The following is a 26345-nucleotide window of genomic DNA, read 5'->3' on the forward strand; positions in this document are numbered from 1 at the left end:
ATGGTCCTTGCTGAAGAACGACCCGGCAAATCGGGCGACGGGGCAGGGCATGCGTCACAGACTTTCCACGGCAGCGGCGGTATTGGCGGCCGTCTTGATGATCACCGGCTGTACTACGAACAGCAGCGTCGACACGACCAAGACCACCGCAATCCAGGCGACGGCCAAGGATATCAGCGCCGCCGACCTGACGGAGGGCAAGGCGCAATTCCGGGAGGCGAATTTCGGTCTTGCAGAACAGCATTTCCGCAAAGCGGTGGAGCTCAAGGCAGACAATGCCGAAGCCTGGATGGGGCTTGCCGCCTCCTATGACGAGCTCGGCCGCTTCGACTTCGCCGACCGCGCCTATACGCAATTGCTGAGGGTCGCCGGGCGCAAGCCGCAGATCGTCAACAATATGGGCTATTCGCAGCTCCTGCGCGGCAACAAGAAAAAGGCAAGGGCGCTGCTGCTCGAAGCCAAGGCCGGTCTCGCCGACCAGACCGTGGTCAACGCCAACCTAGCGCTGCTCGACAAGAGCTGATCCGCTTCCGGCTCGTCCCGCCGCGGAACCGGGCCGTAGTTTCAGCGGACATGTCGACGCTTTGTAAACCCTTTGTCGAGCGAGCAGCGGACACCGGCCGAAAAGGGTTTGCGCCACGCCTCTACAACCTACATTGAGGAAGCAACGAGTCTCCCCAACGGCAGATCTTCAGAGATGTTGGATTTCAGCTCGCTCCTGCTCGCGGCGGCGCTGTCGGGCACATGCCTCAGCGTCACGATGCTCGCGATCTGGCTCACCGCGCCGCAGGCGCGTTTCGTGCTTACGGTCGCCTGCGGCATACTCGTGCTCGTTGCCCATGTCGTCCTGTTCTGGCGCTATACCAAGGACGCCAACCCGTGGCTCTGCCAGATGGTGCTTGCCCTGCTCAGCCTGGGGTTCCTCGTCATCTGTTTGTCGGCGATGCAGTATCTCGGCATCCGCAGTTATCGCCGCGCCATCGTGCCGGCGCTGGCAGCGATGGCGGCTTGCGCCCTCGTCACCTATTTCGGCTTCGATGGCGTCGGCTTTCTGATCACCTATTCGACGGTGACGGCGCTGCTCGGCGCGATCGGAACGATGTTCTGGATGAAGGGCGATCACGACCGCCGGATACTGCTCGTCGTTTCGTTTCTCAGCGGCGCCTGCGGGATATCCTTCGCGCTGTGCGGCCTGGTGCTGCTGGTGCAAGGGCAATGGGTCCTAGGCGCCGCGCCCGACAACTGGGCGGAGCGGTTGAACTCCGTCGTCGCGGTCGCCTGCATGACCGGCTTCGGCGCGCTGACGCTTTCGCTGCACCATCTGCAGGCGCAGATCGAGCTCAAGGCCGCGACGATGACCGATCCGCTGACCGGCCTGATGAACCGCAGGGCGCTCAACGAGCTTTACGGCGGTCGCAGCTTCGGTCCGTTCATGGCGATCGCGATGTTCGACCTCGACCATTTCAAGACCACAAATGATGTCTTCGGCCATCCCGTCGGCGATCAGGTGCTTTGCCGCTTCGCGGCGGTGATCAAGAAATATGGCAGGGCCGGGGTCGATGCCTTCCGGCTAGGCGGTGAGGAGTTCGCGCTCGTCCTATCGCGCATGACGCCGGAAAAGGCGTACGATATGGCAAGCAGGATCGGGGTCGCTTTCGGCACCGAAATCGTTCCGACTCAACGTGGTCCGTTGCGCAGCAGCGTCAGCGGCGGCATGGGATTTGGCGCCCCCGATGGCCGGACCCTGGACGAGGTGCTGGCTGAGGCGGACGCCGCGCTCTACGCCGCAAAGCGCGCCGGGCGAAACCGCGTGATCGCCCAACGCCAGGAGGACCAGCCCGATAGCGGGCCAGCCCTGCGCTCGGCCTAACTTGCCCTGACCGTCTACTCTGCGGCGCCGAGATATTCCGACAGCGGCGGGCAGGAGCAGACCAGGTTGCGGTCGCCGGCGACATTGTCGATGCGCGAAACCGGCGGCCAGTATTTTGCTGCCAGATCGACGTCATCCGCTGGGTAGGCTGCTTCCATCCGCGAGTATGGATGCGGCCATGCGCCTGCCAATGCCTCGGCGGCAGTGTGCGGGGCGTTGACCAGCGGGTTGTCGTCGAGCGGCCATTCGCCCTTCGCCACCTTCGCCGCCTCGCCGGCGATCGCAATCATCGCCTCGCAGAATCGGTCGAGTTCGCGCTTGGGTTCGGATTCCGTCGGCTCGACCATCAGCGTGCCGACAACCGGGAACGACATGGTCGGGGCGTGGAAGCCGTAGTCAATGAGGCGCTTGGCGATGTCGTCGACGCTGATGCCGGCGCTCTCCTTGAGCACGCGCGTGTCGAGAATGCACTCATGGGCGATGCGATCGCTCCTGCCCTTGTAGAGGAGGGGGAAATGCGGCGCGAGCCGCGTCGCCACATAGTTGGCCGAAACGATCGCCGTCTCGGTGGCCTGCTTCAGCCCGGAGCCGCCCATCATGCGGATATACATCCAGGTGATCGGCAGGATCGAAGCGCTGCCGAAGGGCGCGGCGGCGACGGCATGCGCCGAACCTTCCGTGACATGGCCCGGCAGATAGGGTTTCAGATGCGCCCTGACGCCGATCGGGCCGACGCCCGGGCCACCGCCGCCATGCGGGATGCAGAACGTCTTGTGCAGGTTCATGTGGCAGACGTCGGCGCCGATATCGCCGGGGCGGGCGAGACCGACCAGGGCGTTGAGGTTGGCGCCGTCGAAATAGACCTGGCCGCCATGCTCGTGGATGAGGGCGCAGAGATGGCGCGCGCCTTCCTCGTAGACGCCATGCGTCGAGGGATAGGTGAACATCAGCGCCGCGAGGTTCTTGGAATGCTCGTTGGCCTTGGCCCGCATGTCATCCATGTCGATGCTGCCGTCCTCGGCGCAGCGCACGACGACGACGCTCATTCCCGCCATCGCCGCGCTCGCCGGATTGGTGCCATGCGCGGAGGACGGGATAAGGCACACGGTGCGGTGGCCTTCGCCGCGCGCGCGGTGATAGGCGCGGATGGCGAGCAGGCCGGCATATTCGCCCTGGCTGCCGGCATTGGGCTGCAGGCTGACCGCGTCGAAACCGGTGATCTCCGACAGCCAGGCCTCCAGGTCGCCGACCATGGCCCGATAGCCGGCCGAATGGCTGGCCGGCGCGAAGGGATGCAGGTTGGCGACATTCACCCAACTCACGGGCATCATCTCGGCGGCGGCGTTGAGCTTCATGGTGCAGGATCCGAGCGGGATCATGGCGCGGTCCAGCGCGAGGTCCTTGTCGGCCAGCCGCCGCAGGAAGCGCATCATCTCGGTCTCGGAGTGGTTCTCGTGGAAAACCGGCTGGGTGAGGAACTCCTTGCCGCGCCGCTTACCGGGCATCGAGCCGGCTGCCACCGTGCCGGGCTTGGCGCCGAATAGCGCCGCGATCGCTTCGAGGTCGGCTTCGGTCGAGGTCTCGTCGAAGGCGATGCCGACGTGGTCGGCATCGATGACGCGCAGCAGCCGGCCGGTCTTCTCGGCGGCGGCGGCTATTGCCGCTGCCTTGCCCTTCACTTCCGCCGTCACAGTGTCGAAGCGATGTGCTCCGAGAACGGCCACGCCCGCTGTCTTCAGTCCCGCCGCAAGGCGGTTGGCGAGAGTGTGGACGCGCTCCGCGATCGCTTGCAAACCGGCGGGACCGTGCCAGATCGCATAGGCCGTCGCCATGTTGGCGAGCAGCGCCTGCGCGGTGCAGATATTGGAGGTCGCCTTGTCGCGGCGGATGTGCTGCTCGCGCGTCTGCAGCGCCAGGCGATAGCCTGGGCGGCCCTTGCTGTCGGTCGACTGGCCGACGAGGCGGCCGGGCATCAGACGGGTGAGCTTGTCGGAGACGGCGCAATAGGCCGCGTGCGGGCCGCCAAAGCCCATCGGCACGCCGAAGCGCTGCATCGGACCGACGGCGATGTCGGCACCGAGCTTGGCCGGCGCATCCGTCAACGTAAGCGCGAGCGGGTCGGCGATGAAGACGACCAGAGCGCCAGCGGCGCGGGCTTTCTCGATCGCCGCCTTGTGGTCGCCATAGACGCCGAAAGTGTCCGGCCATGAGACGAGCAGGGCGGCGGTGTTGTCGTCGATGGTCTCGCCGTCGACTTCGGTGCCGAGCGGTTCGGCGCGGGTGCGCACGACATCGAGCGTCTGCGGATGCGGCGTGCCGGCAAGCGCCACCTTGGTGCGCTTGTCGCGATGATAGCGCAGTGCGATGCCGACCGCTTCGGCAACGGCGGTGGCCTCGTCGAGCAGCGATGCCGACGCCACCGGCAGGCCGGTCAGCTCGGCAACCAGGGTCTGGAAATTGAACAGCATCTCCAGCCGGCCCTGACTGATCTCGGCTTGGTAAGGCGTGTAGGCCGTGTACCAGGCCGGGTTCTCGAACATGTTGCGCTGGATGACCGGCGGCACATGGACGCCGTGATAACCGGCGCCGATGAAGCTCTTCAGCACCGTGTTCTTCGCCATCATCGCCGACAATTCGGCCAGTGCTTCGGCCTCGCTGGCCGGAGTGGGCAGGTTGAGCGGCAGGTCGAGGCGGATCGATCTCGGCACGGCCTGGCTGATCAGCGTTTCGACGGACGGAACGCCGATGGTGGCAAGCATGGCCCTGACATCGTTGACGCTGGGGCCGATGTGACGGGCCGAGAAAGGAATGGGTGCTGCTGTCATTTCCAAGATCCTGGTATCAGCCGATATGGGCTTTGTAGGCGGCCTCGTCCATGAGGCTGTCGAGTTGGCTTGCGTTGGAAAGCTTCATCTTCCAGAGCCAGCCATCGCCGGTCGCCGCCGAATTGACCAATGAAGGGTCCGACGACAGTGCTGTGTTGGCTTCGGTGATCTCGCCGTCGACCGGCGCGTAGACGTCAGAGGCCGCCTTGACGGATTCGACGACTACTGCAGTGTCGCCCTTCGCGAGCTTGCGGCCGATTTCCGGCAGTTCGACGAAGACGAGATCGCCGAGCTGCTCCTGCGCATAGTCGGTGATGCCGACGGTGGCGACGCCGCCTTCGACGCGCAGCCATTCATGATCCTCGGTGAAATAGGTATTTGCCATCGGAATATCATCCTTTGCGGTAGCGATGTGGCGTGAAGGGCAGCGAAGTGACGTCGATCGGGATCCTGGTCCCGCGGACGTCGGCGAACAGTCTGTTGCCGGGCTTGGCCAGCGCATTGTCGACATAGCCCATGGCGACCGGGTGGCCCGTCGACGGCCCGAAGCCGCCCGAGGTCACGTGACCTGCCGCATTGCCGTCGGCATCGACAAGCGCGGCGCCGGCGCGCACCGGCTGACGACCATCGGGTTTTAGGCCAACGCGCTTCTGAGACGGCCCACGCTCGAGGATCGAGCGCAGCGCGTCGGCGCCGATGAAGTGACCGGAAGCGCGGAGCTCCTTAGGGATCGCCCACATCAAAGCGGCGCTCGCCGGATCGGTCTCGGGTGTCAGATCCTGGCCATGCAGGCAGAGCCCTGCCTCAAGCCGCAGGCTGTCGCGGGCGGCAAGGCCGATCCATTGCACGCGCTCGTCCTGCAGCAGGTTGCCGACGAGATCGCGGGCATCCGCTTCCGGCAGCCCGATCTCGAATCCATCCTCGCCGGTATAGCCGGAGCGGCTCATGAACCAGTGTTGCCGGGGCTCGACACCATGCATGAACAGCAGCGAGCCCGTTTCGATACCGGCTCGCGAAAGGGCCGCCCAGGCATCCGGGCCCTGGATCGCCAGGAAGACGCGGTCGAGCGGCTCGACCTTGGCATCGAAATCCGCGGCCAACGCACGCAGATGCCTTTCATCCTCGGCCGCATTGCCGGCGTTGGCCACCACCATGAATCGGCCATCGTCAAGACGCGTGACGATCAAGTCGTCGATGACGCCGGCGGCCTCGTTCAGGAAGAAGGTATATTTGGATTGGGCAATTTCCATCGCGCCGGCGTCGAGCGGGCAGGCGCGGTTGAGTAGGGCGGCGACGCCCGGGCCGCCGAGCTCGAACAGCTTCATATGCGAGATGTCGAACAGGCCGGCATGCTCGCGCGTGTGGAGGTGCTCCTTCATCACGCCGGCCGGATAGGTCAGCGGCATCGACCAGCCGGCAAAAGCGCCGAAACGCGCGCCCGCGGCGCTATGCAAATCCTCGAGGGGTAGATGTTTGGTGTCTTCGCCGGTCATGTCTTCTCCAGAGTCGCACGCAATCGACCGCCATTAGCGGTCTAGTCCGTGCCCCTCTGTCTGAAGCCTGAGAGACTCGCGCCCCGTAACTCTGTCGGCAGCGCTTACACCTTCGGCGCGGGAAGATTCCCGACTTTCCAGAGTTGTCTTTCCCGTCCACGGTTCTTTTGCCTGAGAGATTTCGGGCGATTTCCCCTTCGGCGACAGCTTGCGCTGTTCTCTCCCGCAAACAGGTAGGACTCAGTCACCTGAGCCCTCGACGCGCCATCCATAGCCCGTCGGCGACACCTTGTCACCTCCCAGCGACATATCTCTCGGCAGCCGACGCCGATGACAACACCCGATCTGGTCTGAACGGCGGCCCAGCAAGGCGGCCTAGTCGCCCGAGGCCATCGTCTTGCAAAGGATGATGTTGGAATGGCCGATTGTCGCCGTGAGGCTTTTCTCAATCGCGTTGAACTCGGCTGACGCAAGATCGTGCTCGGCCTGCAGGCGAAGCGCCATCAAATACCGGCATACCAGTCGTAGCCATTGTCTTCCCAATAGCCGCCGCGACCGCCGCCGACATTGGCGAAGCCGTCGACCAGCTCGATCTTGTAGAGATATTTCGGCATCTTGTAGCCGAGCTGGCGCTCGACCCGCACCCGCAGCGGCGCGCCGTTCTCGACCGGCAGCGGCTTGCCGTTCAAGCCGTAGGCCAGGATCGTTTGCGGATGGCGGGCATCGATCAGGTCGATGCTGCCGTAATATTTGATGTCGCCAGACAGGCTTTGCTCGATCGTGTCGAGGCAATGGAACATGACGTAGCGCGCCTGCGGCTTGACGATGGCCTGATCGAGCACCAGCGACAAAGGTGTGCCGGTCCATTTGGCGATGCAGCTCCAGCCTTCAACGCAGTCGTGGCGGGTGATCTGGGTGCGGCTCGGCATGTTCTGCAACTGCTCGCGGGTGAGCGACAGCGGTTTTTCGACGAGGCCGGTCACCTCCAGGCGCCAGTCGGCGAAATTGTTGGCGAGAAGACCCCTATAGGTGTCGTCGTCAGGCGCGGTGACGCCGTTCGGCCGCTGCGGCTGGCGGATGTCGGCCTCGCTGAATTCCGGTGCCAGCGCGTCCCGGCCGGCAAGCAGGCGCTGCGCGCGGTATGTCAGCCCGTTGGCGTTTTCGAGGAAGCTGCGCAGCCCGCTGCCGACGCCCAGACCGCTGTCGAAGGCATCGCAGCCGGACAGCGCGATGCCTGACAGACCGAGGCTGGCGGAGGTCAAGAACTTCCGGCGGCTAATCGGGAATTTTGCCATGTCAGGCGCTCCTCTCGGTTGCCTGGTCGTGCTTTGCGGGCGGGTCGGTGCGATACCAGCCGGTGATGATCGAGCGCAGCTCGTTGATCGGACCGGCAGCCACGATCATCAGCATATGGACGACGAAGAAGAGCACGAGCAACACCATGACAATGAAGTGGATGGTGCGAGCCGTCTGCCGACCGCCCAGGATTTCATTGAGCCAGGGAAGCACCGAGTTCATGCTCGGCGACATCGCAAGCCCGGTGATGATCATCAGCGGCAACAGCACGAAGAGCACGCCGCCATAGGTCATTTTCTGCAGCGTGTTGTACTCGCGCGCATGGTGGAATTTCAGCCTCGCATGGTCGAGAATGTCGCGCGGCAGCTTGCGCAAGTCATCCAGGCGAGGGGCAAGATCGCGGCGGATATGGCCGTTAATCAGGCTCGCGATCAGCCAAATGAGCAGGGTTGCGCTCAGCACCCAGGCGAAGAAGAAATGCACGACGCGGGCCGTGCCGAGGTCGTAGTAGGACGGGATCGTCGCCCAGGACGGAAAGGCGCGCGGCGTTTCCTGTCCGGGAGGGCCGGACCAGCCGAGCACGCCGGTGGTGTCGAAGCGATGCCCGAAGATTTTGGTAAAGCCGCGCGGTCCGCCGTCTGTGTTTTCGGCGCCGATCTCGAGGATCGTATTGTTGTATTGGAAGCCCGATTCCTTGCCGATGTAGAGTTGCGGGCGCGCGTTGAAGATCTGCAGGCCCGAAAGCAGCATGAAGAACAGCGAGAACGCCCAGAGCCAATGGGTCAGGCGCGTCCAGCGCGATTGCCGGTAAATCAGCGTCGGGTCCTTCGGCGCGGATGCTTCCACCTCGGCGGAGGGTTCGCTTCTGGCGACGGTCTCCATATCTTGGTGTCCTCCCGGCTCGCTCGTCTGCGGCCTCTCAGAGCCTTGTTCTCCTCCCAATACGTCTCCGGCCCAAGCGTTGTTTCATCCGATCACGGATTTATTATGGACTGCCCAGGCTGACCGCGAGATTGACCGCGGCGGCGACGATCACCGTGTTGAAGAAAAAGCTCAGGATCGAATGGACGAGCACGACCTGGCGCATGCGCGAGGTCGTGATCCCAGTGTCGGCGGTTTGCGCAGTCATGCCGATGACGGTCGCGAAATACAGGAAATCCCAGCCTTCCGGGCGTTTGCCGCCGGGAAAATCGAGGCCGCCGACCGGATTCTTCTTCCTGGTTTTCTCGTCGATCTCGTCGCCGTCCATCCAGTAGACATGCGCATAATGCAGCGCCGCCATGGCATGGATTGTGAACCAGCCAAGCGGGATCGACAGCATCGCGAACAGAACCTCCAGCGGATGCGCGGCAGCCTTTTGGTTGATGAGTTGAAACAGCGAGCCGATGGCGAGGCCGACGACCAGGAGCGTGACCGCAAAAATCAGCAGCACCGGCAGGTCCGTGGCACGCGCGTTCTTGCTCAGGTAACGGACGGTGAGCCTCGGCATCGCGACCAGCACCAGAAGAGTGTAAGCGGCGAAGAAGAGGTTGGCGCCGATGGAGTAGGGCAGCGGCGCCCCCAGCATCAGGGCGAGAAGCAGCGCGACAATGCCGATGGCCGCAGCCAAAGCGAACTGCACGTGCCGGTGGATCGGCGTGTTGAGGGATATGTCGTCGCCCATGGCCGGTTCTCAAAGGGCTTCGGGTCAGCCGGGTGTGGCGGATTTGAGCGCCCGCCGCAAGATGCGGTCGAGCTCGCCGAGAAAGTTTGACCTGTCCTTCGCCGTGAAGGCGGCGTTCAAGCCGCGGCTTTCGCCGGTCTCGCGCAGATGCTGCTTCAAATCCCGCATCGCCACCGCCATGCCGATGGTCTCGGGCGTGAGGGGACGGCCCGTGGGTCCCAGCACATGCGCGCCGAGCGCCACCGTGCGCGCGGCAAGCGGGATATCGGCCGTCACCACGACATCGTTGAGTTTGGCGTTCTCGACGATCCAGTCGTCCGCAGCGTCCGCGCCCTTGGAGACTACGACATTGCGGATCATCGGATCGCGCGACGGGCGCAGGCCGCCATTGGAGACATAGGTAACCACGACGCCGTGCCGCTCCGCCACCTTCTCGACCTCGGCCTTCACCGGACAGGCATCGGCATCGACATAGATGATGGGTGCTGGCATCGTCTCTCCAAATGTGCAAAGGGCCGGCGTTGGCCGGCCCTTTACCAGAAATCCCGCAATCGTCAGGCCGCCAAGGCTCCCGACTTCTTCGCCGTCCAGGTGGCGATGTAGTCCATCAGGGCGGGGTTGAGGCAGTCATAGGGTTCGAGCCCAATCGACTTCAGCTGGCCGCGGATGCCGTCCATGCGGCTCGGGTCGACGCCGGCTTCGATGATGGAGGAGACAAAGGCGGCAAAGCCGGGCGGCGACCAGCCGTCCTCCTCGAAACGCTCGGCATGGATGAAGGACAGACCCTTGAAGGGATGGTCGCGCTCGACCGGGCCGTACATGTGCACGCCGCAGCTGGTGCAGGCATGGCGCTGGATCAGCGCTGCCGGGTCGACCACCTTCAGCTTGTCGCCATTCTCGGCCACAGTGACGTCGCCGGTGCCGGCAACGGCCACGACCGAGAACACCGCGCCTTCCGGCTTCCAGCATTTGGTGCAGCCGCAGGCATGGTTGTGGGCGATCTGGCCCTTGACCTTCACCTTCACCGGGTTGCTGGTGCAGAGACAGACCAGCGTGCCGCCGGAAAAGGCAGCACTTTCCTTCGGCAGCCCGTTGTCGATCTTCGGATGCAATTTTTCCGCCATTCGTCCTTCCTCCCATGTTGAGCCGCAAAGGTTGCGGGCTCCAGCCCACGACCGATGCGGCATTGCTTCAGTAAACCACGACGCTGCGGATCGACTTGCCCTCATGCATGAGGTCAAAACCCTTGTTGATGTCGTCGAGCGTCAGCGTATGGGTGATCATCGGATCGATCTGGATCTTTTTCTCCATGTACCAGTCGACGATCTTCGGCACGTCGGTGCGGCCGCGCGCGCCGCCGAAGGCGGTGCCCATCCAGGTGCGGCCGGTGACCAGTTGGAAGGGCCGCGTCGCAATCTCCTGGCCGGCGCCGGCAACGCCAATGATGACCGACTTGCCCCAGCCGCGATGCGAGGCTTCCAGCGCCTGGCGCATCACCTTGGTGTTGCCGGTGCAGTCGAAAGTGTAGTCGGCGCCGCCGATCTGGTCGGCGCCGCGCTTGGTCAGGTTGACCAGGTAAGGCACGATGTCGCCGTCGATCTCCTGCGGATTGACGAAATGCGTCATGCCGAACTTCTCGCCCCAGGCCTTCTTGTCGTTGTTCAAGTCGACGCCGATGATCATGTCGGCGCCGGCCAGGCGAAGGCCCTGGATGACGTTGAGGCCAATGCCGCCGAGGCCGAAGACGACGGCCGTAGCGCCCTGCTCGACCTTGGCGGTGTTGATGACAGCGCCGATGCCGGTGGTCACGCCGCAGCCGATATAGCAGATCTTGTCGAAGGGGGCGTCGGGATTGACCTTGGCGACCGCGATCTCCGGCAGCACGGTGAAGTTGGAGAAGGTCGAGCAGCCCATATAGTGGAACAGCTTTTCACCGCCGACCGAAAAGCGCGAGGTGCCGTCGGGCATCAGGCCCTTTCCCTGCGTGGCGCGGATGGCGGTGCAGAGATTGGTCTTGCGCGACAGGCAGGACGGGCACTGCCGGCATTCGGGCGTGTAGAGCGGGATGACATGGTCGCCCTTCCTGACCGAGGTCACGCCCTTGCCGACATCGACGACGATGCCGGCGCCCTCATGGCCGAGGATCGCCGGAAAGATGCCTTCCGGATCGGCGCCCGAGAGCGTGAACTCGTCGGTGTGGCAGATGCCGGTCGCCTTGACCTCGACCAGCACCTCGCCCTCGCGCGGCCCCTCAAGATCCACCTCCATGATCTCCAGCGGCTTTCCGGCACCAACGGCAACTGCGGCACGCGTTTTCATGAGGCATTCCTCCCAAGGCAATCTTAAAAGTCTCAGCTTTATGGCAGGCCGTCGAGCCTGCCCGGCGAGGCGAATACCGCCTGCCATTTTCTTGCGCTCGCCACCACCTTACCGGGTTCGAAGGTGGCGGCCAACGTCTGTTGCGACGTTTTTCGACGCCGCTTCTGCAAAAGCATCGAGCGCCGAAGGGCAGGGGCTGCAGACACTTGAGGCGCGTCGGGATTGTCCATAGAACTGGACGGCTTCGCCGGAGGAACGACATCCGAATGTTCAAGAAGATCCTGATCGCCAATCGCGGCGAGATCGCCTGCCGCGTGATCAAGACGGCGCGCAAGATGGGGATCGCCACGGTCGCGGTTTATTCGGATGCCGACCGCGACGCCGTGCATGTCGAAATGGCCGACGAGGCCGTGCATATCGGCCCGTCGCCGGCCACGCAGAGCTATCTAGTGCCTGAGAAGATCATCGCCGCCTGCAAGGAAACCGGCGCCGAAGCGGTGCATCCGGGTTATGGCTTCCTGTCGGAACGCGCCTCTTTCTGCGAAGCGCTGGAAAAGGAAGGCATCATCTTCATCGGACCGAAGCCCAAGGCGATCCGCGCAATGGGCGACAAGATCGAATCGAAGAAGTTCGCCAGCCAGGCCAAGGTTTCGACCGTGCCCGGCTGGCTGGGCGTCATCGAAAATGCCGACCACGCCGAAAGGATTGCCGGCAAGATCGGCTATCCGGTGATGATCAAGGCCTCGGCCGGCGGCGGCGGCAAGGGCATGCGCATCGCCTGGAGCAGCGCGGAAGTGCGCGACGGCTTCGAGCGCGCGCGTTCGGAAGCGAAAAGCTCCTTCGGCGATGACCGCGTCTTCATCGAGAAATTCGTCGTTGACCCGCGCCATATCGAGATCCAGGTGCTGGCCGACGCGCATGGCAATGCGCTCTATCTGGGTGAGCGCGAATGCTCGATCCAGCGCCGCAACCAGAAGGTGGTCGAGGAAGCACCGTCGCCGTTCCTCGACGCCAAGACGCGCAAGGCCATGGGCGAGCAGGCTGTGGCGTTGGCGAAAGCCGTCGATTACCAGAGCGCCGGCACGGTCGAGTTCATCGTCGACAAGGACAGGAACTTCTATTTCCTTGAAATGAACACGCGATTGCAGGTCGAGCATCCGGTGACGGAGCTCGTCACCGGCATCGATCTGGTCGAGCAGATGATCCGCATCGCCGCCGGCGAAAAGCTCGGCATCAGGCAAAGCGAGGTGAAGCTGAACGGCTGGGCGGTGGAAAGCCGTCTCTATGCCGAGGACCCGTTCCGCAATTTCCTGCCCTCGATCGGCCGGCTAACGCGCTACCGGCCGCCGCAAGAGGGCACATTCGGCGATGTGGTGATCCGCAACGACACCGGCGTCGCCGAAGGGGCCGAGATATCGATGTTCTACGATCCGATGGTGGCAAAGCTCTGCACCTGGGCGCCGACGCGGCTCGAGGCTATCGATGCCATGTCCGAAGCGCTGGACGGTTTTGTCGTCGACGGCATAGAGCACAACATTCCGTTCCTCGCTGCGCTGATGCAGCATCCGCGTTGGCGCGAGGGGCGGCTTTCCACCGGCTTCATCGCCGAGGAGTATCCGGACGGTTTCGCGCCGGTCGAACCGGACGGCGAGGAGAGGGCGGTGTTCGCCGCGATCGCCACCGCGATCGAACTGCTGCGACGGGACCGGCTCGACCGGCTCAGCGGCCGGTTGGCACCGCATTCGGGCCATCTCAAGCGCGACTGGGTGGTGAAGATCGGCGCGGACTATCTTTGCGCCGGCATCCTGGACGGCATGGTCTCCATCCCGATGGAGATCGATCTGTCGATCAATGGCAGCGAGCCGCTGACGGTCGCCTCCGACTGGCGGCCGGGCGACGCGATCTGGCGCGGCACGGTCGGCGGCAACCGGATCGCGGCGCAGGTCCGGCCAGTGCTGAACGGCCTTTGTATCGCCTGGAAGGGCATGTCGGTGACGGCTCAAGCCATGCTGCCGCGGACGGCGGAGCTGGAAAGGCTGATGCCGGAAAAGCTGCCGCCGGATACCTCGAAAATGCTGCTTTGCCCGATGCCAGGACTGGTGGTGTCGATCGCCGTCGCCGAGGGCCAAGACGTCAAGGCCGGCGAGACGCTGGCCGTGGTCGAGGCGATGAAGATGGAGAACGTGCTGCGCGCGGAGCGCGACCTCACCGTGGCGAAGCTTAACGCCAAACCGGGCGACAGCCTCGCGGTCGACGCTGTGATCATGGAGTTCGCCTGACCCAGGGCGACATAGGCCGCAAGCTTGTGGTTCGCGGTCGATTGTACTGGACTGGCATCGCGGCGTCCGGGACAATACATCTGCACGGATGAGTCCTTGAGATAGCGCGAAAAAACATGGCGGATGAACGACTTCCACGCGACCCTTTGCAGCGCGAAGCTGTCGTGAAGGCTACGCAGCCGGAGACGCCTGCGCGGAGGTTCATCCATCTGCGCGTGCATTCAGCCTATTCGCTGCTCGAGGGCGCCCTGCAGCTAGGCGCCATCGTCGGCCACGCGGTCAAGGATGAAGCGCCGGCGATCGCAGTGACCGACACCAACAATCTGTTCGGCGCGCTCGAATTCGCCCAGAAAGCGGTCAAGGACGGTATCCAGCCGATCATCGGCTGCCAGGTCGATCTGGTCTTTTCCGGCGAAACGAGCGACGCCCAACGCGACCCCCGCCGGCACGGTCCCGAGATGTCGCCGATCGTGCTGATCGCCGCCAGCGAGGCCGGCTATGCCAATCTGGTCCGGCTGATCAGCAAGGTTTATCTGGAAACGCCGCCCGGCGAGCCGGTGCACATGACCAGCGCCATGCTGGAGAGCCATCGCGATGGCCTGCTATGCCTGACCGGCGGCCCGCGCGGCCCCATCGGCAGCGCGCTGAAGGCGGACCGCCGCGACCTGGCCGAACAGCGGCTGCTGGTCCTCAAAGAGCTTTTCGGCGACCGTCTCTATGTCGAGCTGGAACGGGTCGCCGGCTATGACCGCATGGTCGAAAAGTCGACGCTCGACCTTGCCTATACCCACGAACTGCCGCTGGTCGCGACGAACGAGGCCTTCTTCTCCAAGCGCGAAGACTATGAGGCGCATGACGCGCTGATTGCGATCGCCGAAGGCTCGGTGGTGGCCGCCGACAATCGCCGGCGGCTTTCGCCCGACAATTTCCTGCGCGGCCAGGCCGAGATGGCACGGCTGTTCTCCGACCTGCCGGAAGCGATCGACAACACGGTCGAGATCGCCATGCGCTGCTCCTACTATCCGAAGAACCGCAGCCCGATCCTGCCGCGTTTCACCGGCGCCGACTCCGCCGACAAGGACGCCGCCGAGAAGGCGGAAGCCGCCGAGCTCGCGCGCCAGGCGCGCGAGGGCCTGGAGGCGCGGCTTGCCGCGCACGGACCGACGCCAGGCTACACGGTCGAGCAATATCGCGAGCGGCTCGAATTCGAGCTCGGCATCATCGAGAAGATGAAGTTTCCCGGCTACTTCCTGATCGTTGCCGACTTCATCAAATGGGCGAAAGCGCAAGGCATCCCGGTCGGACCGGGGCGCGGTTCGGGCGCCGGCTCGCTTGTCGCCTATTCGACCACCATCACCGACATCGACCCACTGCGCTTCTCGCTGCTGTTCGAGCGCTTCCTCAACCCGGACCGCGTCTCGATGCCGGACTTCGACATCGACTTCTGCCAGGACCGGCGCGAGGAGGTCATCCGCTACGTCCAGCAGAAATACGGCCGCGACCAGGTCGGGCAGATCATCACCTTCGGAACGCTGCAGGCGCGTGCGGTGCTGCGCGACGTCGGCCGCGTCCTGCAGATGCCGTATGGCCAGGTCGACAAGCTCTCCAAGATGGTGCCGCAGAACCCGGCCAACCCGGTCAAGCTGGCGGACGCTGTCGCCAACGAGCCGCGCTTCGCCGAGGAGGCGGAAAAGGAGCCGATCGTGCAGACGCTGCTCGACACCGCGCAGAAGCTCGAGGGCCTCTACCGCCATGCCTCGACGCATGCCGCCGGCATCGTCATCGGCGACCGGCCGTTGTCGGAATTGGTCCCGATGTACCGCGATCCGCGCTCGGACATGCCGGTCACCCAGTTCAACATGAAATATGTGGAGCAGGCCGGGCTGGTGAAATTCGACTTCCTCGGCCTGAAGACGCTGACGGTGCTGGAAACGGCGGTGAAGCTGATCCGGCGGCGCGGTGTGGATATCGATCTTGCCCGCATCCCGCTCGACGACCCCGAGACTTACGCCATGCTGTCGCGCGGCGAGGTGGTCGGCGTGTTCCAGGTTGAAAGCGCGGGCATGCGCAAGGCGCTGATCGGCATGCGGCCGGACTGCATCGAGGACATCATCGCGCTGGTCGCGCTCTATCGCCCAGGCCCGATGGAGAACATCCCGACCTACAACGCCAGAAAGCATGGCGAGGAGGAGATGGCCTCGATCCACCCCAAGATCGACCACCTTGTGAAGGAAACTCAAGGCGTCATCGTTTACCAGGAACAGGTGATGCAGATCGCGCAGGAGCTTGCCGGCTATTCGCTCGGCGAAGCCGATCTTCTGCGCCGCGCCATGGGCAAGAAGATCCGCGCCGAGATGGACAAGCAGCGCGAGCGCTTCGTCACCGGCGCCGTCGAGCGCGGCGTCGGCAAGGCGCAGGCCGATTTCATCTTCGATCTGCTGGCGAAATTCGCCGACTACGGCTTCAACAAGTCGCACGCCGCGGCTTATGCGGTCGTTTCCTACCAGACCGCCTACCTCAAGGCGCACTATCCGGTCGAGTTCCTGGCGGCGTCGATGACGCTCGACATGAGCAACACCGACAAACTGGCGGATTTCCGCCAGGACGCGCTACGCCTCGGCATCGAGGTGGTGGCGCCGTCGGTGATGACCAGCTTCCGACCGTTCGAGGTCGGCGAGAACAAGATCTTCTACTCGCTGGCGGCGCTCAAAGGCGTCGGCGACGCCGCGGTCGAGCACATCGTCGAGAAGCGCGGTGAGAGGCCGTTCAAGAGCCTAGCCGACTTCTGCGAGCGCGTGGATCCGAAGATCGTCGGCAAGCGCGTCTTCGAAAGCCTGATCATGGCGGGGGCCCTGGACTGCTTCGGGCATGACCGCGCCGTGATGATGGCCGGCGTGGAGCGGATGATGGGGCTCGCGTCGCTGGCGCAGCAGAATGCCATCTCGGGCCAGACGGATATTTTCGGCGCCTCGCTCGGCGCGCAATCGCAGGCGCTCAACCTGCCGGCGGCCGAGCCATGGCTTGCCGCCGACCGGCTGCACCGCGAGTTCCAGGTGGTCGGCTTCTATCTCTCTGCGCATCCGCTCGACGAATACAAGGCGGCGCTGCAGAAGATGCGGGTGCAGAACTGGGCGGAATTCTCCGCCGCGGTCAAACGCGGCGCTGCGGCCGGCCGGCTCGCCGGCACCGTCACCACGAAGCAGGAGCGCAAGACCCGCACCGGCAACAAGATGGGCGTCGTGCAGTTTTCCGACACCACCGGCCAGTACGAGGCGGTGCTGTTCTCCGAAGGCCTGGCGCAGTATCGCGACATGCTGGAGCCTGGCCGTTCGGTGGTGATCACCGTCTCGGCCGAAGACCGGCCGGAGGGGATCAATCTGCGCATCCAGACGGTGCAGTCGCTGGAGGACGAAGCAAGCCGCATCCAAAAGGCGCTGCGCATCTTCGTGCGCGATGCTCAACCGATCAACATCCTTGCCAACCAGCTTGCCGTGAAGGGCGAGGGGCAGGTGAGCTTCGTGCTGATCAAGGAAGCCGGCCAGGGCGAGGTGGAGATCGAACTGCCCAACCGCTATCGTATCTCGCCGCAGGTCGCGTCGGCCATGCGCGCGGTGCCGGGTGTCGTCGAAGTGGAACTGGTGTAAGCGTTCCAACGACTTGTTTTCGCGCAACTCCGAACAGAAACCGGCTAGCGCTTTCCTTGAATGCTTTGGCGCGAGGCGTGGCCACCAGTTCAAGCCCCGCCACGATCACCCGTACTGGCCAAACCACGTCATTCGCTCAACGACGTATGGTTCTGTATATCTTTGCCTAACTTGTTCTTGCTAATGATGGCGTGAGCGGCAAACCAAGCTGACAATCTGGCACTCAAAAGTCGCCCGGCAAGAAACCGTGACCCTGGGAGGCCTTTGTGTTTCGGTAACCAAAGGTAACCAAAAATAAAGTAGTTGGCTTATGATGTTACAGGGCGTGGGGAGACGATCTTGGCACTGAAGCTGGTTATCCAGATTCCCTGTTACAATGAGGCAGCGAGTCTTGGAGCCACCGTTACGGCAATACCGCGCAAGATCGAGGGGATAGATAACGTCGACATTCTTGTGATCGATGATGGTAGCAGTGATGGGACTGCCGACGTTGCGAGAAGCCTCAATGTGGATCACGTGGTTAGCCATCGCCGCAATCGCGGCTTGGCGGCTGCGTTCCAGACGGGGATAGACGCCAGCCTTCGCGCGGGAGCCGATATCATTGTCAATACCGACGCCGACAACCAATACAACGCGTCGGACATAGAGCTGCTTGTCGGGCCTATTCTGCGTGGGGAAGCCGACATCGTCATTGGCGACCGCCAAGTGGGTAAAAATTTCCATTTCTCGTCAGGCAAGCAGATCCTGCAGCGCGTCGGGACCCGCGTCGTTCGTCATTTGGCGGGGATAGACGTTCCCGATGCAGTCAGTGGATTTCGCGCAATAAGTCGCGATGCCGCGATGCAGATCAACATTGTGTCGCGCTTTTCCTATACAACGGAAATGCTGATCGTCGCTGGCAAGAGGCGATTGGCGGTGGCGTCGGTTCCCATTCGAACCAATGCGCCCATGCGGCGGTCTCGTTTATTTAAAAGCATACCTCATTTTATTTTCAACACCGGCATCACAATTGTACGCTCCTATGCCCTTTACAATCCACTTAACGCGTTTCTGCTCATCGGTGGCGTAATTTGTTTCGCTGGCTCGTTGCCGATACTTCGTTTTCTGTGGTTGTCTTTGGTAGGCGACAATAGGGGCCACATTCAATCGCTGATCCTTGGCGGCGTGTTGATCATCGTAGGTTTTATCACTTTGCTTTTCGCACTTCTCGCCGACCTAATTGGGCGCAACCGGCAAATGCTCGAGATGACGCTTTTCAAGCTACGGAAAATCGAAGAGCAGATGGATCGGGTCGAATAATGACGAGTTTGGCCGGATTCTTCGATGCGAGGTCTGAAGCTCCTGTCAGGGTCGGTCGATGGACAATTCTTATTCTGTTCGGCGCTATCGCAGTACTGGAATTGACAACGGCGCTCTTTCGGGAAGTTAACTGGGACGAATTCCATTTCCTATCACTGATTTTCGAATACAAGCGGGCTTCGCTTAGTCTTGCCTTGCAAACGTTTCACGTCCATCTATTTTCGTGGCTGACATTGCTGCCCACCGACGAGATAGGCACGATCGTCATTGCGCGCTGCCTGATGTGGCTTCTTCACCTGGCCACGCTCTGGTTCCTCTTCAAAACGGCCGAGAACCTCGTTTCCATTCGCGGGGCTTTATGGGCGACGGTGCTTTACGCCACACTGGGTTTTGTGATGCGGAACGCGACGAGCTTCCGTGCCGACCCGATCATCACGACACTTCTGATGGGTGCACTATTCGGGCTGACGCGCGACCGCCTTCCGCTCAGGCTGCTTATCCTTTCTGCGCTGGCGGTGACGGTTGCGGGCCTGATCTCGATAAAATCGGTCTTTTATGTCCCGGCCATAACAATGGTCGCCACCCTGCAACTGGCACGCACCCACGATAAGGTATTGCTCCGGAATATGGCCGTCGCACTCGTGATTGCCGCCACGGCGTTCGTCGGCCTATTTCTTTGTCACTCGGCAAGCTTGGCGCAGGCCGTATCTCAGGCCGGGAATACGCTGACCTCCGTTTACAACAAGCAGCTGGTTGATAGCAGCCTCTTCTACGGGGCGAGATTTCTGGCGTATTCGCTGGCGGTGAACGCGCTGCAATGGTCGGTGATCTGCGTCGGAATGGGCCTGGCTGTAGCTCGGACAATCAACAATAGCGGCGCGGAGAGGCTCCGCGCATTGACTATACTTAGCTTCGCCTCGCCGTTGTTATGCATTGCCTTCTATCGAAACAGCTTTCCCTACTTCTATGTGTTCATGATGGCACCCGTGGCGATGGTCGGGGCGTTGGCCGCAGATAAGCTCTCTTCCCTGTCAAAAATTTCGGGGGCAATCCCCGTGATATTCGTCGCCCTGGCGGTGGGGCATGCGATTCCAGAATTTCAGCGAGACCAATCGGCTCAGCGATCACTGATTTCCGCCGTGCATCAGATCTTTCCGAACCCGGTACCTTATATCGCTCAAACGGGCATGGTTGCATCCTATCCCCACGCAGGATTTTTGATGAGCACCTGGGGAATCGAGGAATATCGCGATCGAGGAGAACCGGTGCTTCTGCATGCGATCGAGAAAGAAAGACCGCCCTTCGTCATCGTCTCGGGCCCGGCGCTTTCGGCTGCGCTGGAACCCGGCACTGTATCGACCGATGCGGGCGAAGGATTGCTCCCTGCCGACATAGAGGCTCTGAAAGAGAACTATGTGCGCCATTGGGGTCCAATCTGGATCGCGGGAAAGCAGCTACCCGCCACAGGCGGGGTTGAAGCCACATTCGCGGTTCACATTCCTGGACCCTACACTATGACGGCCGATGCACCGGTTGAAATTGACCGGCGATCGATCCTGCCGGGCGATGTTGTCGAGCTAACTGAGGGAACGCATAGCTTTCGGGGCGGACTTGCCACGTTGCGCCATGGGCGAAACCCGCCTGTTCCCGCGCGCGAGCCGCCAATGGCGATCTTCACCGGGTTCTAGGCGAGGGCCTGCTGGTTTGCGCGTGCTGATTTCCACGTCCACTTTTCCTCGCTTTCATGGCGACAACGTCTCCCCCTTTATGTCCGATCTGATTTTCGCGCTCGCGGCCAGAGGAATAGAACTGGACGTGTTGGCCCCCCATTCGCCTGGCAGCAAGACGGTCGAGGATCTGGGCAACGGTGTCACCGTTCATCGGTTTCGCTATGCTTGGCCTGAAAAGCTGGAAAACGTCTTCTATGGCGCAGGAGCGCTCGAAAATATCAAGGCGAAGCCATCAAAAGCGATAAAGCTGCCACTCATCGCGGTCGCGCAAGCTGCTGCTACCTATCAGCTAGCCAAGTCGCGTCGCCATCATCTGATCCATGCACATTGGGTGGTCCCGCAAGGAATCACTGCATTGCCTTCCTGTCTCGGTCGAACGGCTCTCGTCGTGAGTGCGCATGGCAGTGACGTTCTCGGTTTGCAGGGACGTCTACCGATGTGGGCGAAACAGCTTGCCGCGCGGCACGCATCATTCCTGACGGCCAACTCTGTCGCGACGGCGGCTGCGCTACGCAGGTTGGGCGCAAACCCCGATCGGGTCGAGATCGTTCCGATCGGAGCATCTTCTCGAACTCGTGAGGAAACGGTCCCGTCTTGGGAGTGTGGATTCGCCGACGAAGCAAACCCTCTCTTGCTGTTCGTCGGAAGGCTAATTGACTGCAAGGGAGCGGAGGATGCAGTCGCCGCTCTCGCATTGCTGCAAAGCCGTCTGCCAGGCGCACGACTCGTTGTCGTGGGCGATGGGCCGGACCGGCAAACCCTCGAGGCGAAGGCCGCGTCTCTCGAGGTGCGCGACCGCATATTGTTTACGGATTGGCTGCAGCCGGAAAAGGTTAGCCAGTGGATGCGCAGAAGCGATGTTCTGGTCATTCCCTCTCGCCGTGCGGCAGATGGCACAATGGAAGCGCAGGGCGTCGTGCCGCTCGAAGCGATGCTCCACGACCTGCCCGTGATTGCGTCGCGATGCGGTGGTCTCGTCGACATCATTCGCCATGAGGAGACAGGGCTTCTGGTCGCCGAGCGATCTCCAGGAGAAATCGCCGAGGCGGTGGAGAGAATGGTTACAAATAAACGCTTTGCAATCGGCCTTGCCGCCAATGCCAAGGAATGGGTTCTGTCCGAGGGCACGATCGCCAAGACCGCTGAACGATTCCACGAAATTTATCACCGCGTTTTATCGGCCGAGACACGAACCCATTGATGCCTCACAAGTTGCCGGTCGAAAGAAGGGCGTCCAGAATTATGTCGTTGAAGAAATGGGCGAAGAAGAGTTGGTTTGCGGGGCCGCTCGTCCGAGAGGTATATTTTGCCTTGGCCGCGCTGAATTTTCGAAATTCTGCTGACTATTGGGAAAGGCGCTACAGGGATGGCGGCACGTCGGGTGCCGGTTCAGCCGACCGTCTCGCGCGGTTTAAGGCCGATTTTCTCAATCGCTTTGTAGAAAGTCACGAAATTCAGTCGGTAGTTGAGTTCGGCTGCGGCGACGGGATGCAACTGGCCCTTGCAGAATATCCAAAATACTTAGGGCTCGACAATGCACCTTCGGCGGTAGCCCAGTGTCGAAAGCGGTTCGCGAATGATCCGACCAAACAATTCGAGCTTGTCGACAACGATCCGGGTGGTCGGCATGATCTCGCGCTGTCATTGGACGTGGTATATCACCTGGTGGAAGACACCGTATTTGATACGTATATGCGGAACTTGTTCTCTTCTTCAGAGCGGTTTGTCATTGTGTATTCAAGCAATTCAGCTGAATCGACCCCGGAACCGCACGTCAAGCATCGCATGTTTACGAAATGGATCGAGGTCAATCGACCGGATTGGAAACTTTGTTCGGTGACTCCGAACGCTTATCCGCTTGATCCGCGCGATCCCGACAACACGTCCTTTGCCGATTTCTACGTATACAGCCGGAATTAATCAGATAGGGATCTCAATCGCCTTGTCCCTACAAGAATGACCGCCAGCAAGAGCAAACCCAGCACTACGGCAATTCGGTTGGTTCCAGCAATCAGGAAACCTGCGACAGAATCGATATTGGCAAGCGGCGAGAGTAATGCCGTGATCGCCTCCGTGATCCCCAAGCCTGCCGGAACGAGAGAGGTTAGTGTTCCGATTATGGAGGCTATCGAAAAGGTTGAAGCCTGATTGAAGCCGAGGCCGATCCCGAGCGCGTTTGCCGCGAGGCAGAGCCGAAAGGCTTCGAGGATCAAGCCAGCGAGCTTTATGGCCAGCGCCGAAACAACCAGTCTCCAGCCGGATCGGAGGCGAACCAGGAAGACAATGCTGGCGCCAGTGCACAGCAATCCGACAGTGGCAAAACCTGCACCGATTTTGATGTGGCCGAGCGCAAGAAGGAATAGGCCCGAATAACCAAACGCTGCCCCAAACCACAACGCCATGAAAAAAAGAATCAGGCTGCCTCCAAAGCGCAGTCCGACTCCATGTGCCCGTAGCGCCGCAGCGCGCGACAAAAGGCCAGCCGGCAAAAACAGCATATTGGCGGCACTTGAAAAGACGCCGATTTCGAATGCGTTTGCCCAAGCCATGTTCTTCTTCGCCATTGCTGCCATGATCTGGAGCTCGAGCGCATTCAGCGCCGCCGTGGCCGGCACTGCGACCATGACGAGGAAGACAAAGGGAGTTGCGTTAAGCCGTTCAAACAGGCCAGGCATGCTTTGGATAGCCAACAGCAGGCCGCCAGCAAAAATCGAAATCGCCACTGTGAGCCCAAGATTGCGAATGGGCGCACGGTGGGAATGTCCCCAGTTAAAAACCTGGTCGCCCAGGACGGTTAGGCGGGACACCACAAATCTTGCTTTAGCCGAATTCAAACGCCGTCGCCCCGTACTGCCACAATATGATGGCTGCGCGAATGATCCGATGGCGATCTATCCGGGATTCGGGTCACCTGATAACCAGCTTCTGTCAGCGATTTCATGGCCCGTTTCACTTCCTCGGGCGCAAAATCATGCATCTCGCAGATCACGACCGGATGTGTTTGCAACGTTGTCGCGGCCCCCTGCAGCGCGTCTGCCTCGCCTCCTTCGATATCAATCTTTATCACATCAGGGCGTGGATAGCCTTCAGCTATGAGGCTGTCGATGCACCTAACTTGCACGCTCACGGGAGCGACGGCATTTTCCCCGGGGCCAACCAGCTTCCCCGACATTGCGCCACCCCTGAGGTCGAACACCCTCACTTCGTCGGCAGCACCAATCGCGAATTCGTGCAGCGATACGTTGGGGATCCTGTTTTCCAGAGTCCGGCGGAAATACTTAAGGTTGATCTCACCGGGCTCGAATGCAAGCACTCGTCCCGTTGGGCCCACAATCTTCGACGCGATCAGCGAATGCAACCCGATATTGGCGCCAATGTCATAGAAAATGGCCCCTGGTTTTAAATAGCGGTGGAGCAGGGCGGTGACTTCTGGCTCGTGATTTTTTGGGTTGGTTGCATTCCAGTGTAGCATCGGGTTGAAGAAGAGGTCATAGCCGTTTGGCAGTTTGACCTGATCGATGCTCCCCTTGGACGCCCGCTGCAAAATCTTGCCCAATCCAAGCCTATCCAGCAAAAAGCGCCTGCCGGCATGGGGAACTATATTGCCAAGAACGTTCACTAAATGAAATGCATGCTTCATAGTATTCATCGAGGCCCTCCGGAGAACTCGTTCACGCCCGTTCAGACTGGAAAATTACGGACAGCGAAGGCAGTGGCGCTGTCAAATTAAAACGGCATTGCCTTTTTTTTAGTGAAGCCGACAAAAGGCGCTTTGCTGATCGCAAGGAGGGGGTGAGAGCGGGTGCCCCCATGCCAATGAGCGGCTGGCTGAAGGCTGGTTGCCCCGGCCTAGGCAGCAATGGCGTAGTTGGCGGTGTTATGCGCTCCACCCGTGCTGATGAAATGCCCCATGGGCCCGGTGTCGACGCCAGCCAGCTTGTCGGGTCGCAGGCAACCCAACCGGGCGTCTGACCTGGCAGCTAGGAGGTCGCGACTTCGGCAGGCTGAGGCGCCTTGCGCTGCAGGTTGAGCAGATTGCCGGTCAGGATCAGCAAGGCGCCCCCGGCGGTGAAGACATCGATCTGCTCGTTGTAAAGCAGCCATCCGATCAGCGCAGACAGCGGCACGCGCAGGAAGTCCATCGGCGAAATGACGGTCGCATCGGCGTGGCTGAGCGCGCGGGCCATGCAGAAATGGGAGGACATGCCGGTGAAGGCGACCACCAATATCGACGGCCACAGTTCGACTGCCGGGTTGCGCCAGACATAGAGCGCCGGGACGAGGCCGACCACGGACTGAATGATCAGCATCCAGAAGATGATGCGTACGACGCTGTCGGTTCGCGTCAGCGACTTGACCATGACCACCGAGACGCCGAAGCACATTGCGGCTCCCAGCACGACGAGATGCCCGGGATCGACCGAGCCGACGCCGGGACGCACGATTATCACCACGCCGATCAGCCCCAGCACGATTGCCGTCAGCCTGGCCCGCGACAGCCTTTCGCCGAGAAAGCTCACCGCCAGGATCGCCGTCCAGATCGGGGTCGTGAACTCGATCGAGATCAGCACGGCCAGCGGAATCAAGGTCAGCGCATAGAGCCAGGCGGCCTGGCCGGCATAATGGACCACGTTGCGGGCAATGTGGGCGAGCGGGCGCTGGGTGCGCATCGCCCTAAAGCCGCCGCCCATCAGCACCAGCGGCAGCAGGATGAAGAAGCCGATCACCGAGCGCAGCTCCAGCACCTGGAAGACATTGAGCGCGGCCGTCGCGGTACGGCCAGCGACCGACATCGCCAGGAACGAGGCGATCGACAGCGCCATCCAGAGCGCGGCCTCGGTGATCGAGGGAGCGGGTGCCATTGGCGCTATGTCGCAAGACCGTCGTTGTGCCGCAACCGGTAGTCGCGGCATTCGACTGGGCCAGACGGCCGCATTCCGGCTCAGCTTCCGGCGAGCGACAGTGCGCGGGCGCGCTCGCGCAGCAGCTCAAGCAACTGGTTGCGACGCGGCTCCGGCGTATCGACCGGCAGCACAAAGCAAAGCGTCGTGTTGATGGCGCCGTGGCTGTCGCGGATGGGAGCCGCCATGCACCAGGTGAAACGGTCGGCGAGCGCCGAGGTCTCGCTGAAGCCCTGCCGGCGAGCCAGGTCGACGTCGGCGAAGAATTCGTCGGGAGCAATGACCCGACCGTCGGGGAGTTCGTAGTCGGCGGCAGGAATGAAATCCTTGAGTTCCGTCTCCTGCATATGGCCGACCAGCAGCCGCCCCGACGCCGTCCAGGGGATCGGCACCTCGACGCCGACAGCGCTCGAGATGCGGAAAGGGCCAGGGGAATCCCGGCAATCGAGAACGACATATTTGTTGCCGCGCAGACCACAGAGCTGAACGGTCTCGCCGGTCTCGGCCGCCATCCTGTCCAGCGTTTCAAGGATGCGGCGATAGTGTGCGTTGTGATGCGAGTACGCCCATCCGAACAAGTGCATCGCCCGCCCGAAATAGACGTAGCCCTCGGACCCGACATTTTCGAGCATCTCGGCTCCGAGCAGGCTGTTGACGATCTCATAGGTCGTCGAACGGGGTGCGTTGATCATCTTTGCGATGTCGCCGATGCGCATCGGCGCGCGATGCTTCAGCAGGGCCTCGAGCAGCATGATGACGCGGTCGATGCCGCGGCGGCGCTCACCGGCCTGCGGTTGCACCCCGGCGCCTGCCTCGATCAAACCAGTTGCGCCTTCGCTCATGCCAGCCGCCCAAAAATCATTTTCGGCTCTCGTCTCAAGACGCTTGAAAGATGTCAAGGCTCAGTCTAGCATCCAGTTTGTCCGATATACAGACACGTTGTCTGGAATATCGGACAAACTAACGAGCCGGGCAGAAGAAGTCCAGACGACGAACAAGCGGTTTCCGCGACGCGGCGACCGCGGT

The 26345-nt window shown here is 62.0% G+C and carries 22 protein-coding genes and 1 riboswitch; of the genes, 8 read left to right on the forward strand and 14 right to left on the reverse strand.

Going from position 1 to position 26345, the window contains the following annotated elements; translation table 11 throughout:
* Positions 1-49 precede the first annotated feature (49 nt).
* Both EJ078_RS27530 and EJ078_RS27535 read left to right on the forward strand, forming a co-directional pair.
* Positions 50-523, forward strand: a complete 474-nt coding sequence (locus EJ078_RS27530; protein WP_127216322.1) for a hypothetical protein — start codon at positions 50-52, stop codon at positions 521-523.
* Positions 524-697: 174 nt separating this feature from the next.
* Positions 698-1870, forward strand: coding sequence for a GGDEF domain-containing protein (locus EJ078_RS27535; RefSeq protein WP_127216323.1), 1173 nt, complete (start codon positions 698-700; stop codon positions 1868-1870).
* A 14-nt stretch (positions 1871-1884) separates the two neighbouring features.
* On the opposite strand, the gene gcvP is transcribed toward EJ078_RS27535, so the two are convergent.
* The 10 genes from gcvP to EJ078_RS27580 all read right to left on the reverse strand — a co-directional run bounded on the left by gcvP (position 1885) and on the right by EJ078_RS27580 (position 11466).
* Positions 1885-4695 carry an aminomethyl-transferring glycine dehydrogenase gene (gene gcvP / locus EJ078_RS27540; RefSeq protein ID WP_127403558.1) on the reverse strand — a complete coding sequence of 937 codons (2811 nt, stop codon included), beginning with the start codon at positions 4693-4695 and terminating at the stop codon, positions 1885-1887.
* A gap of 16 nt (positions 4696-4711) precedes the next feature.
* On the reverse strand, positions 4712-5080 hold the full coding sequence (gene gcvH / locus EJ078_RS27545) for a glycine cleavage system protein GcvH (RefSeq protein WP_067000208.1): 369 nt from the start codon (positions 5078-5080) through the stop codon (positions 4712-4714).
* Between the two features lie 7 nt (positions 5081-5087).
* Positions 5088-6188, reverse strand: coding sequence for a glycine cleavage system aminomethyltransferase GcvT (gene gcvT, locus EJ078_RS27550; RefSeq protein ID WP_127216325.1), 1101 nt, complete (start codon positions 6186-6188; stop codon positions 5088-5090).
* Positions 6189-6337: 149 nt separating this feature from the next.
* A riboswitch (glycine riboswitch) is annotated at positions 6338-6424 on the reverse strand.
* Between the two features lie 139 nt (positions 6425-6563).
* Positions 6564-6692: a hypothetical protein gene (locus EJ078_RS30780; protein WP_259979720.1), complete on the reverse strand. Its 129-nt coding sequence runs from the start codon at positions 6690-6692 to the stop codon at positions 6564-6566.
* On the reverse strand, positions 6692-7483 hold the full coding sequence (locus EJ078_RS27555) for a molybdopterin-binding protein (protein ID WP_127324094.1): 792 nt from the start codon (positions 7481-7483) through the stop codon (positions 6692-6694). The genes EJ078_RS30780 and EJ078_RS27555 overlap by 1 nt, the downstream gene beginning before the upstream one ends.
* Before the next feature lies 1 nt (position 7484).
* Positions 7485-8366 carry a cytochrome b/b6 domain-containing protein gene (locus tag EJ078_RS27560; protein ID WP_127217568.1) on the reverse strand — a complete coding sequence of 294 codons (882 nt, stop codon included), beginning with the start codon at positions 8364-8366 and terminating at the stop codon, positions 7485-7487.
* A gap of 103 nt (positions 8367-8469) precedes the next feature.
* On the reverse strand, positions 8470-9147 hold the full coding sequence (locus EJ078_RS27565) for a DUF1345 domain-containing protein (RefSeq protein ID WP_067000220.1): 678 nt from the start codon (positions 9145-9147) through the stop codon (positions 8470-8472).
* Between the two features lie 24 nt (positions 9148-9171).
* A complete protein-coding gene (locus EJ078_RS27570) occupies positions 9172-9639 on the reverse strand; it encodes a YaiI/YqxD family protein (protein WP_127217010.1) in 468 nt (155 codons plus the stop codon).
* Positions 9640-9701: 62 nt separating this feature from the next.
* Entirely contained in the window at positions 9702-10271 is a 570-nt protein-coding gene (gfa, locus tag EJ078_RS27575; protein WP_208720963.1) for an S-(hydroxymethyl)glutathione synthase, read from the reverse strand.
* 67 nt (positions 10272-10338) lie between these two features.
* The gene (locus tag EJ078_RS27580; protein ID WP_127217011.1) at positions 10339-11466 is read right to left on the reverse strand and encodes an S-(hydroxymethyl)glutathione dehydrogenase/class III alcohol dehydrogenase; all 1128 of its coding nucleotides are present in this window, start codon (positions 11464-11466) and stop codon (positions 10339-10341) included.
* A gap of 266 nt (positions 11467-11732) precedes the next feature.
* On the opposite strand from EJ078_RS27580, the gene EJ078_RS27585 reads away from it, so the two are divergent.
* From EJ078_RS27585 to EJ078_RS27610, 6 genes are all read left to right on the forward strand, one after another.
* Positions 11733-13745 (forward strand): acetyl/propionyl/methylcrotonyl-CoA carboxylase subunit alpha, encoded by a 2013-nt coding sequence (locus EJ078_RS27585; RefSeq protein ID WP_127217012.1) that lies wholly within the window; start codon positions 11733-11735, stop codon positions 13743-13745.
* A gap of 116 nt (positions 13746-13861) precedes the next feature.
* On the forward strand, positions 13862-17389 hold the full coding sequence (dnaE, locus tag EJ078_RS27590; protein WP_127403559.1) for a DNA polymerase III subunit alpha: 3528 nt from the start codon (positions 13862-13864) through the stop codon (positions 17387-17389).
* 339 nt (positions 17390-17728) lie between these two features.
* The gene (locus EJ078_RS27595; RefSeq protein ID WP_245458977.1) at positions 17729-18688 is read left to right on the forward strand and encodes a glycosyltransferase family 2 protein; all 960 of its coding nucleotides are present in this window, start codon (positions 17729-17731) and stop codon (positions 18686-18688) included.
* Positions 18688-20376 (forward strand): hypothetical protein, encoded by a 1689-nt coding sequence (locus EJ078_RS27600; protein ID WP_127216758.1) that lies wholly within the window; start codon positions 18688-18690, stop codon positions 20374-20376. Before EJ078_RS27595 ends, EJ078_RS27600 begins: the two co-directional genes overlap by 1 nt.
* Positions 20377-20398: 22 nt before the next feature.
* Positions 20399-21619 carry a glycosyltransferase gene (locus tag EJ078_RS27605; RefSeq protein WP_245457177.1) on the forward strand — a complete coding sequence of 407 codons (1221 nt, stop codon included), beginning with the start codon at positions 20399-20401 and terminating at the stop codon, positions 21617-21619.
* A gap of 41 nt (positions 21620-21660) precedes the next feature.
* Positions 21661-22338: a class I SAM-dependent methyltransferase gene (locus EJ078_RS27610; RefSeq protein WP_206518437.1), complete on the forward strand. Its 678-nt coding sequence runs from the start codon at positions 21661-21663 to the stop codon at positions 22336-22338.
* Here EJ078_RS27610 and EJ078_RS27615 read toward each other — a convergent pair.
* The 4 genes from EJ078_RS27615 to EJ078_RS27630 all read right to left on the reverse strand — a co-directional run bounded on the left by EJ078_RS27615 (position 22335) and on the right by EJ078_RS27630 (position 26161).
* Entirely contained in the window at positions 22335-23141 is an 807-nt protein-coding gene (locus EJ078_RS27615; protein ID WP_095802188.1) for a hypothetical protein, read from the reverse strand. The genes EJ078_RS27610 and EJ078_RS27615 overlap by 4 nt on opposite strands.
* 107 nt (positions 23142-23248) lie before the next feature.
* Positions 23249-24067 (reverse strand): FkbM family methyltransferase, encoded by an 819-nt coding sequence (locus EJ078_RS27620; protein ID WP_095802189.1) that lies wholly within the window; start codon positions 24065-24067, stop codon positions 23249-23251.
* A 331-nt stretch (positions 24068-24398) separates the two neighbouring features.
* Positions 24399-25280 carry a DMT family transporter gene (locus tag EJ078_RS27625; protein ID WP_127217273.1) on the reverse strand — a complete coding sequence of 294 codons (882 nt, stop codon included), beginning with the start codon at positions 25278-25280 and terminating at the stop codon, positions 24399-24401.
* Positions 25281-25360: 80 nt separating this feature from the next.
* A complete protein-coding gene (locus EJ078_RS27630; RefSeq protein ID WP_127248450.1) occupies positions 25361-26161 on the reverse strand; it encodes an IclR family transcriptional regulator in 801 nt (266 codons plus the stop codon).
* Positions 26162-26345: the final 184 nt, after the last annotated feature.

It is taken from the genome of Mesorhizobium sp. M1A.F.Ca.IN.022.06.1.1 (assembly GCF_003952605.1).
Classification (GTDB): domain Bacteria; phylum Pseudomonadota; class Alphaproteobacteria; order Rhizobiales; family Rhizobiaceae; genus Mesorhizobium.

Bases quoted from the DNA above. Each gene is read 5' to 3' on its own strand.
- EJ078_RS27530 (WP_127216322.1), top strand. From the start codon at position 50: ATGCGTCACAGACTTTCCACGGCAGCGGCGGTATTGGCGGCCGTCTTG.
- EJ078_RS27535 (WP_127216323.1), top strand. From the start codon at position 698: ATGTTGGATTTCAGCTCGCTCCTGCTCGCGGCGGCGCTGTCGGGCACA.
- gcvP (WP_127403558.1), bottom strand. From the start codon at position 4,695: ATGACAGCAGCACCCATTCCTTTCTCGGCCCGTCACATCGGCCCCAGC.
- gcvH (WP_067000208.1), bottom strand. From the start codon at position 5,080: ATGGCAAATACCTATTTCACCGAGGATCATGAATGGCTGCGCGTCGAA.
- gcvT (WP_127216325.1), bottom strand. From the start codon at position 6,188: ATGACCGGCGAAGACACCAAACATCTACCCCTCGAGGATTTGCATAGC.
- EJ078_RS30780 (WP_259979720.1), bottom strand. From the start codon at position 6,692: ATGGCGCTTCGCCTGCAGGCCGAGCACGATCTTGCGTCAGCCGAGTTC.
- EJ078_RS27555 (WP_127324094.1), bottom strand. From the start codon at position 7,483: ATGGCAAAATTCCCGATTAGCCGCCGGAAGTTCTTGACCTCCGCCAGC.
- EJ078_RS27560 (WP_127217568.1), bottom strand. From the start codon at position 8,366: ATGGAGACCGTCGCCAGAAGCGAACCCTCCGCCGAGGTGGAAGCATCC.
- EJ078_RS27565 (WP_067000220.1), bottom strand. From the start codon at position 9,147: ATGGGCGACGACATATCCCTCAACACGCCGATCCACCGGCACGTGCAG.
- EJ078_RS27570 (WP_127217010.1), bottom strand. From the start codon at position 9,639: ATGCCAGCACCCATCATCTATGTCGATGCCGATGCCTGTCCGGTGAAG.
- gfa (WP_208720963.1), bottom strand. From the start codon at position 10,271: ATGGCGGAAAAATTGCATCCGAAGATCGACAACGGGCTGCCGAAGGAA.
- EJ078_RS27580 (WP_127217011.1), bottom strand. From the start codon at position 11,466: ATGAAAACGCGTGCCGCAGTTGCCGTTGGTGCCGGAAAGCCGCTGGAG.
- EJ078_RS27585 (WP_127217012.1), top strand. From the start codon at position 11,733: ATGTTCAAGAAGATCCTGATCGCCAATCGCGGCGAGATCGCCTGCCGC.
- dnaE (WP_127403559.1), top strand. From the start codon at position 13,862: ATGGCGGATGAACGACTTCCACGCGACCCTTTGCAGCGCGAAGCTGTC.
- EJ078_RS27600 (WP_127216758.1), top strand. From the start codon at position 18,688: ATGACGAGTTTGGCCGGATTCTTCGATGCGAGGTCTGAAGCTCCTGTC.
- EJ078_RS27610 (WP_206518437.1), top strand. From the start codon at position 21,661: ATGTCGTTGAAGAAATGGGCGAAGAAGAGTTGGTTTGCGGGGCCGCTC.
- EJ078_RS27620 (WP_095802189.1), bottom strand. From the start codon at position 24,067: ATGAATACTATGAAGCATGCATTTCATTTAGTGAACGTTCTTGGCAAT.
- EJ078_RS27625 (WP_127217273.1), bottom strand. From the start codon at position 25,280: ATGGCACCCGCTCCCTCGATCACCGAGGCCGCGCTCTGGATGGCGCTG.
- EJ078_RS27630 (WP_127248450.1), bottom strand. From the start codon at position 26,161: ATGAGCGAAGGCGCAACTGGTTTGATCGAGGCAGGCGCCGGGGTGCAA.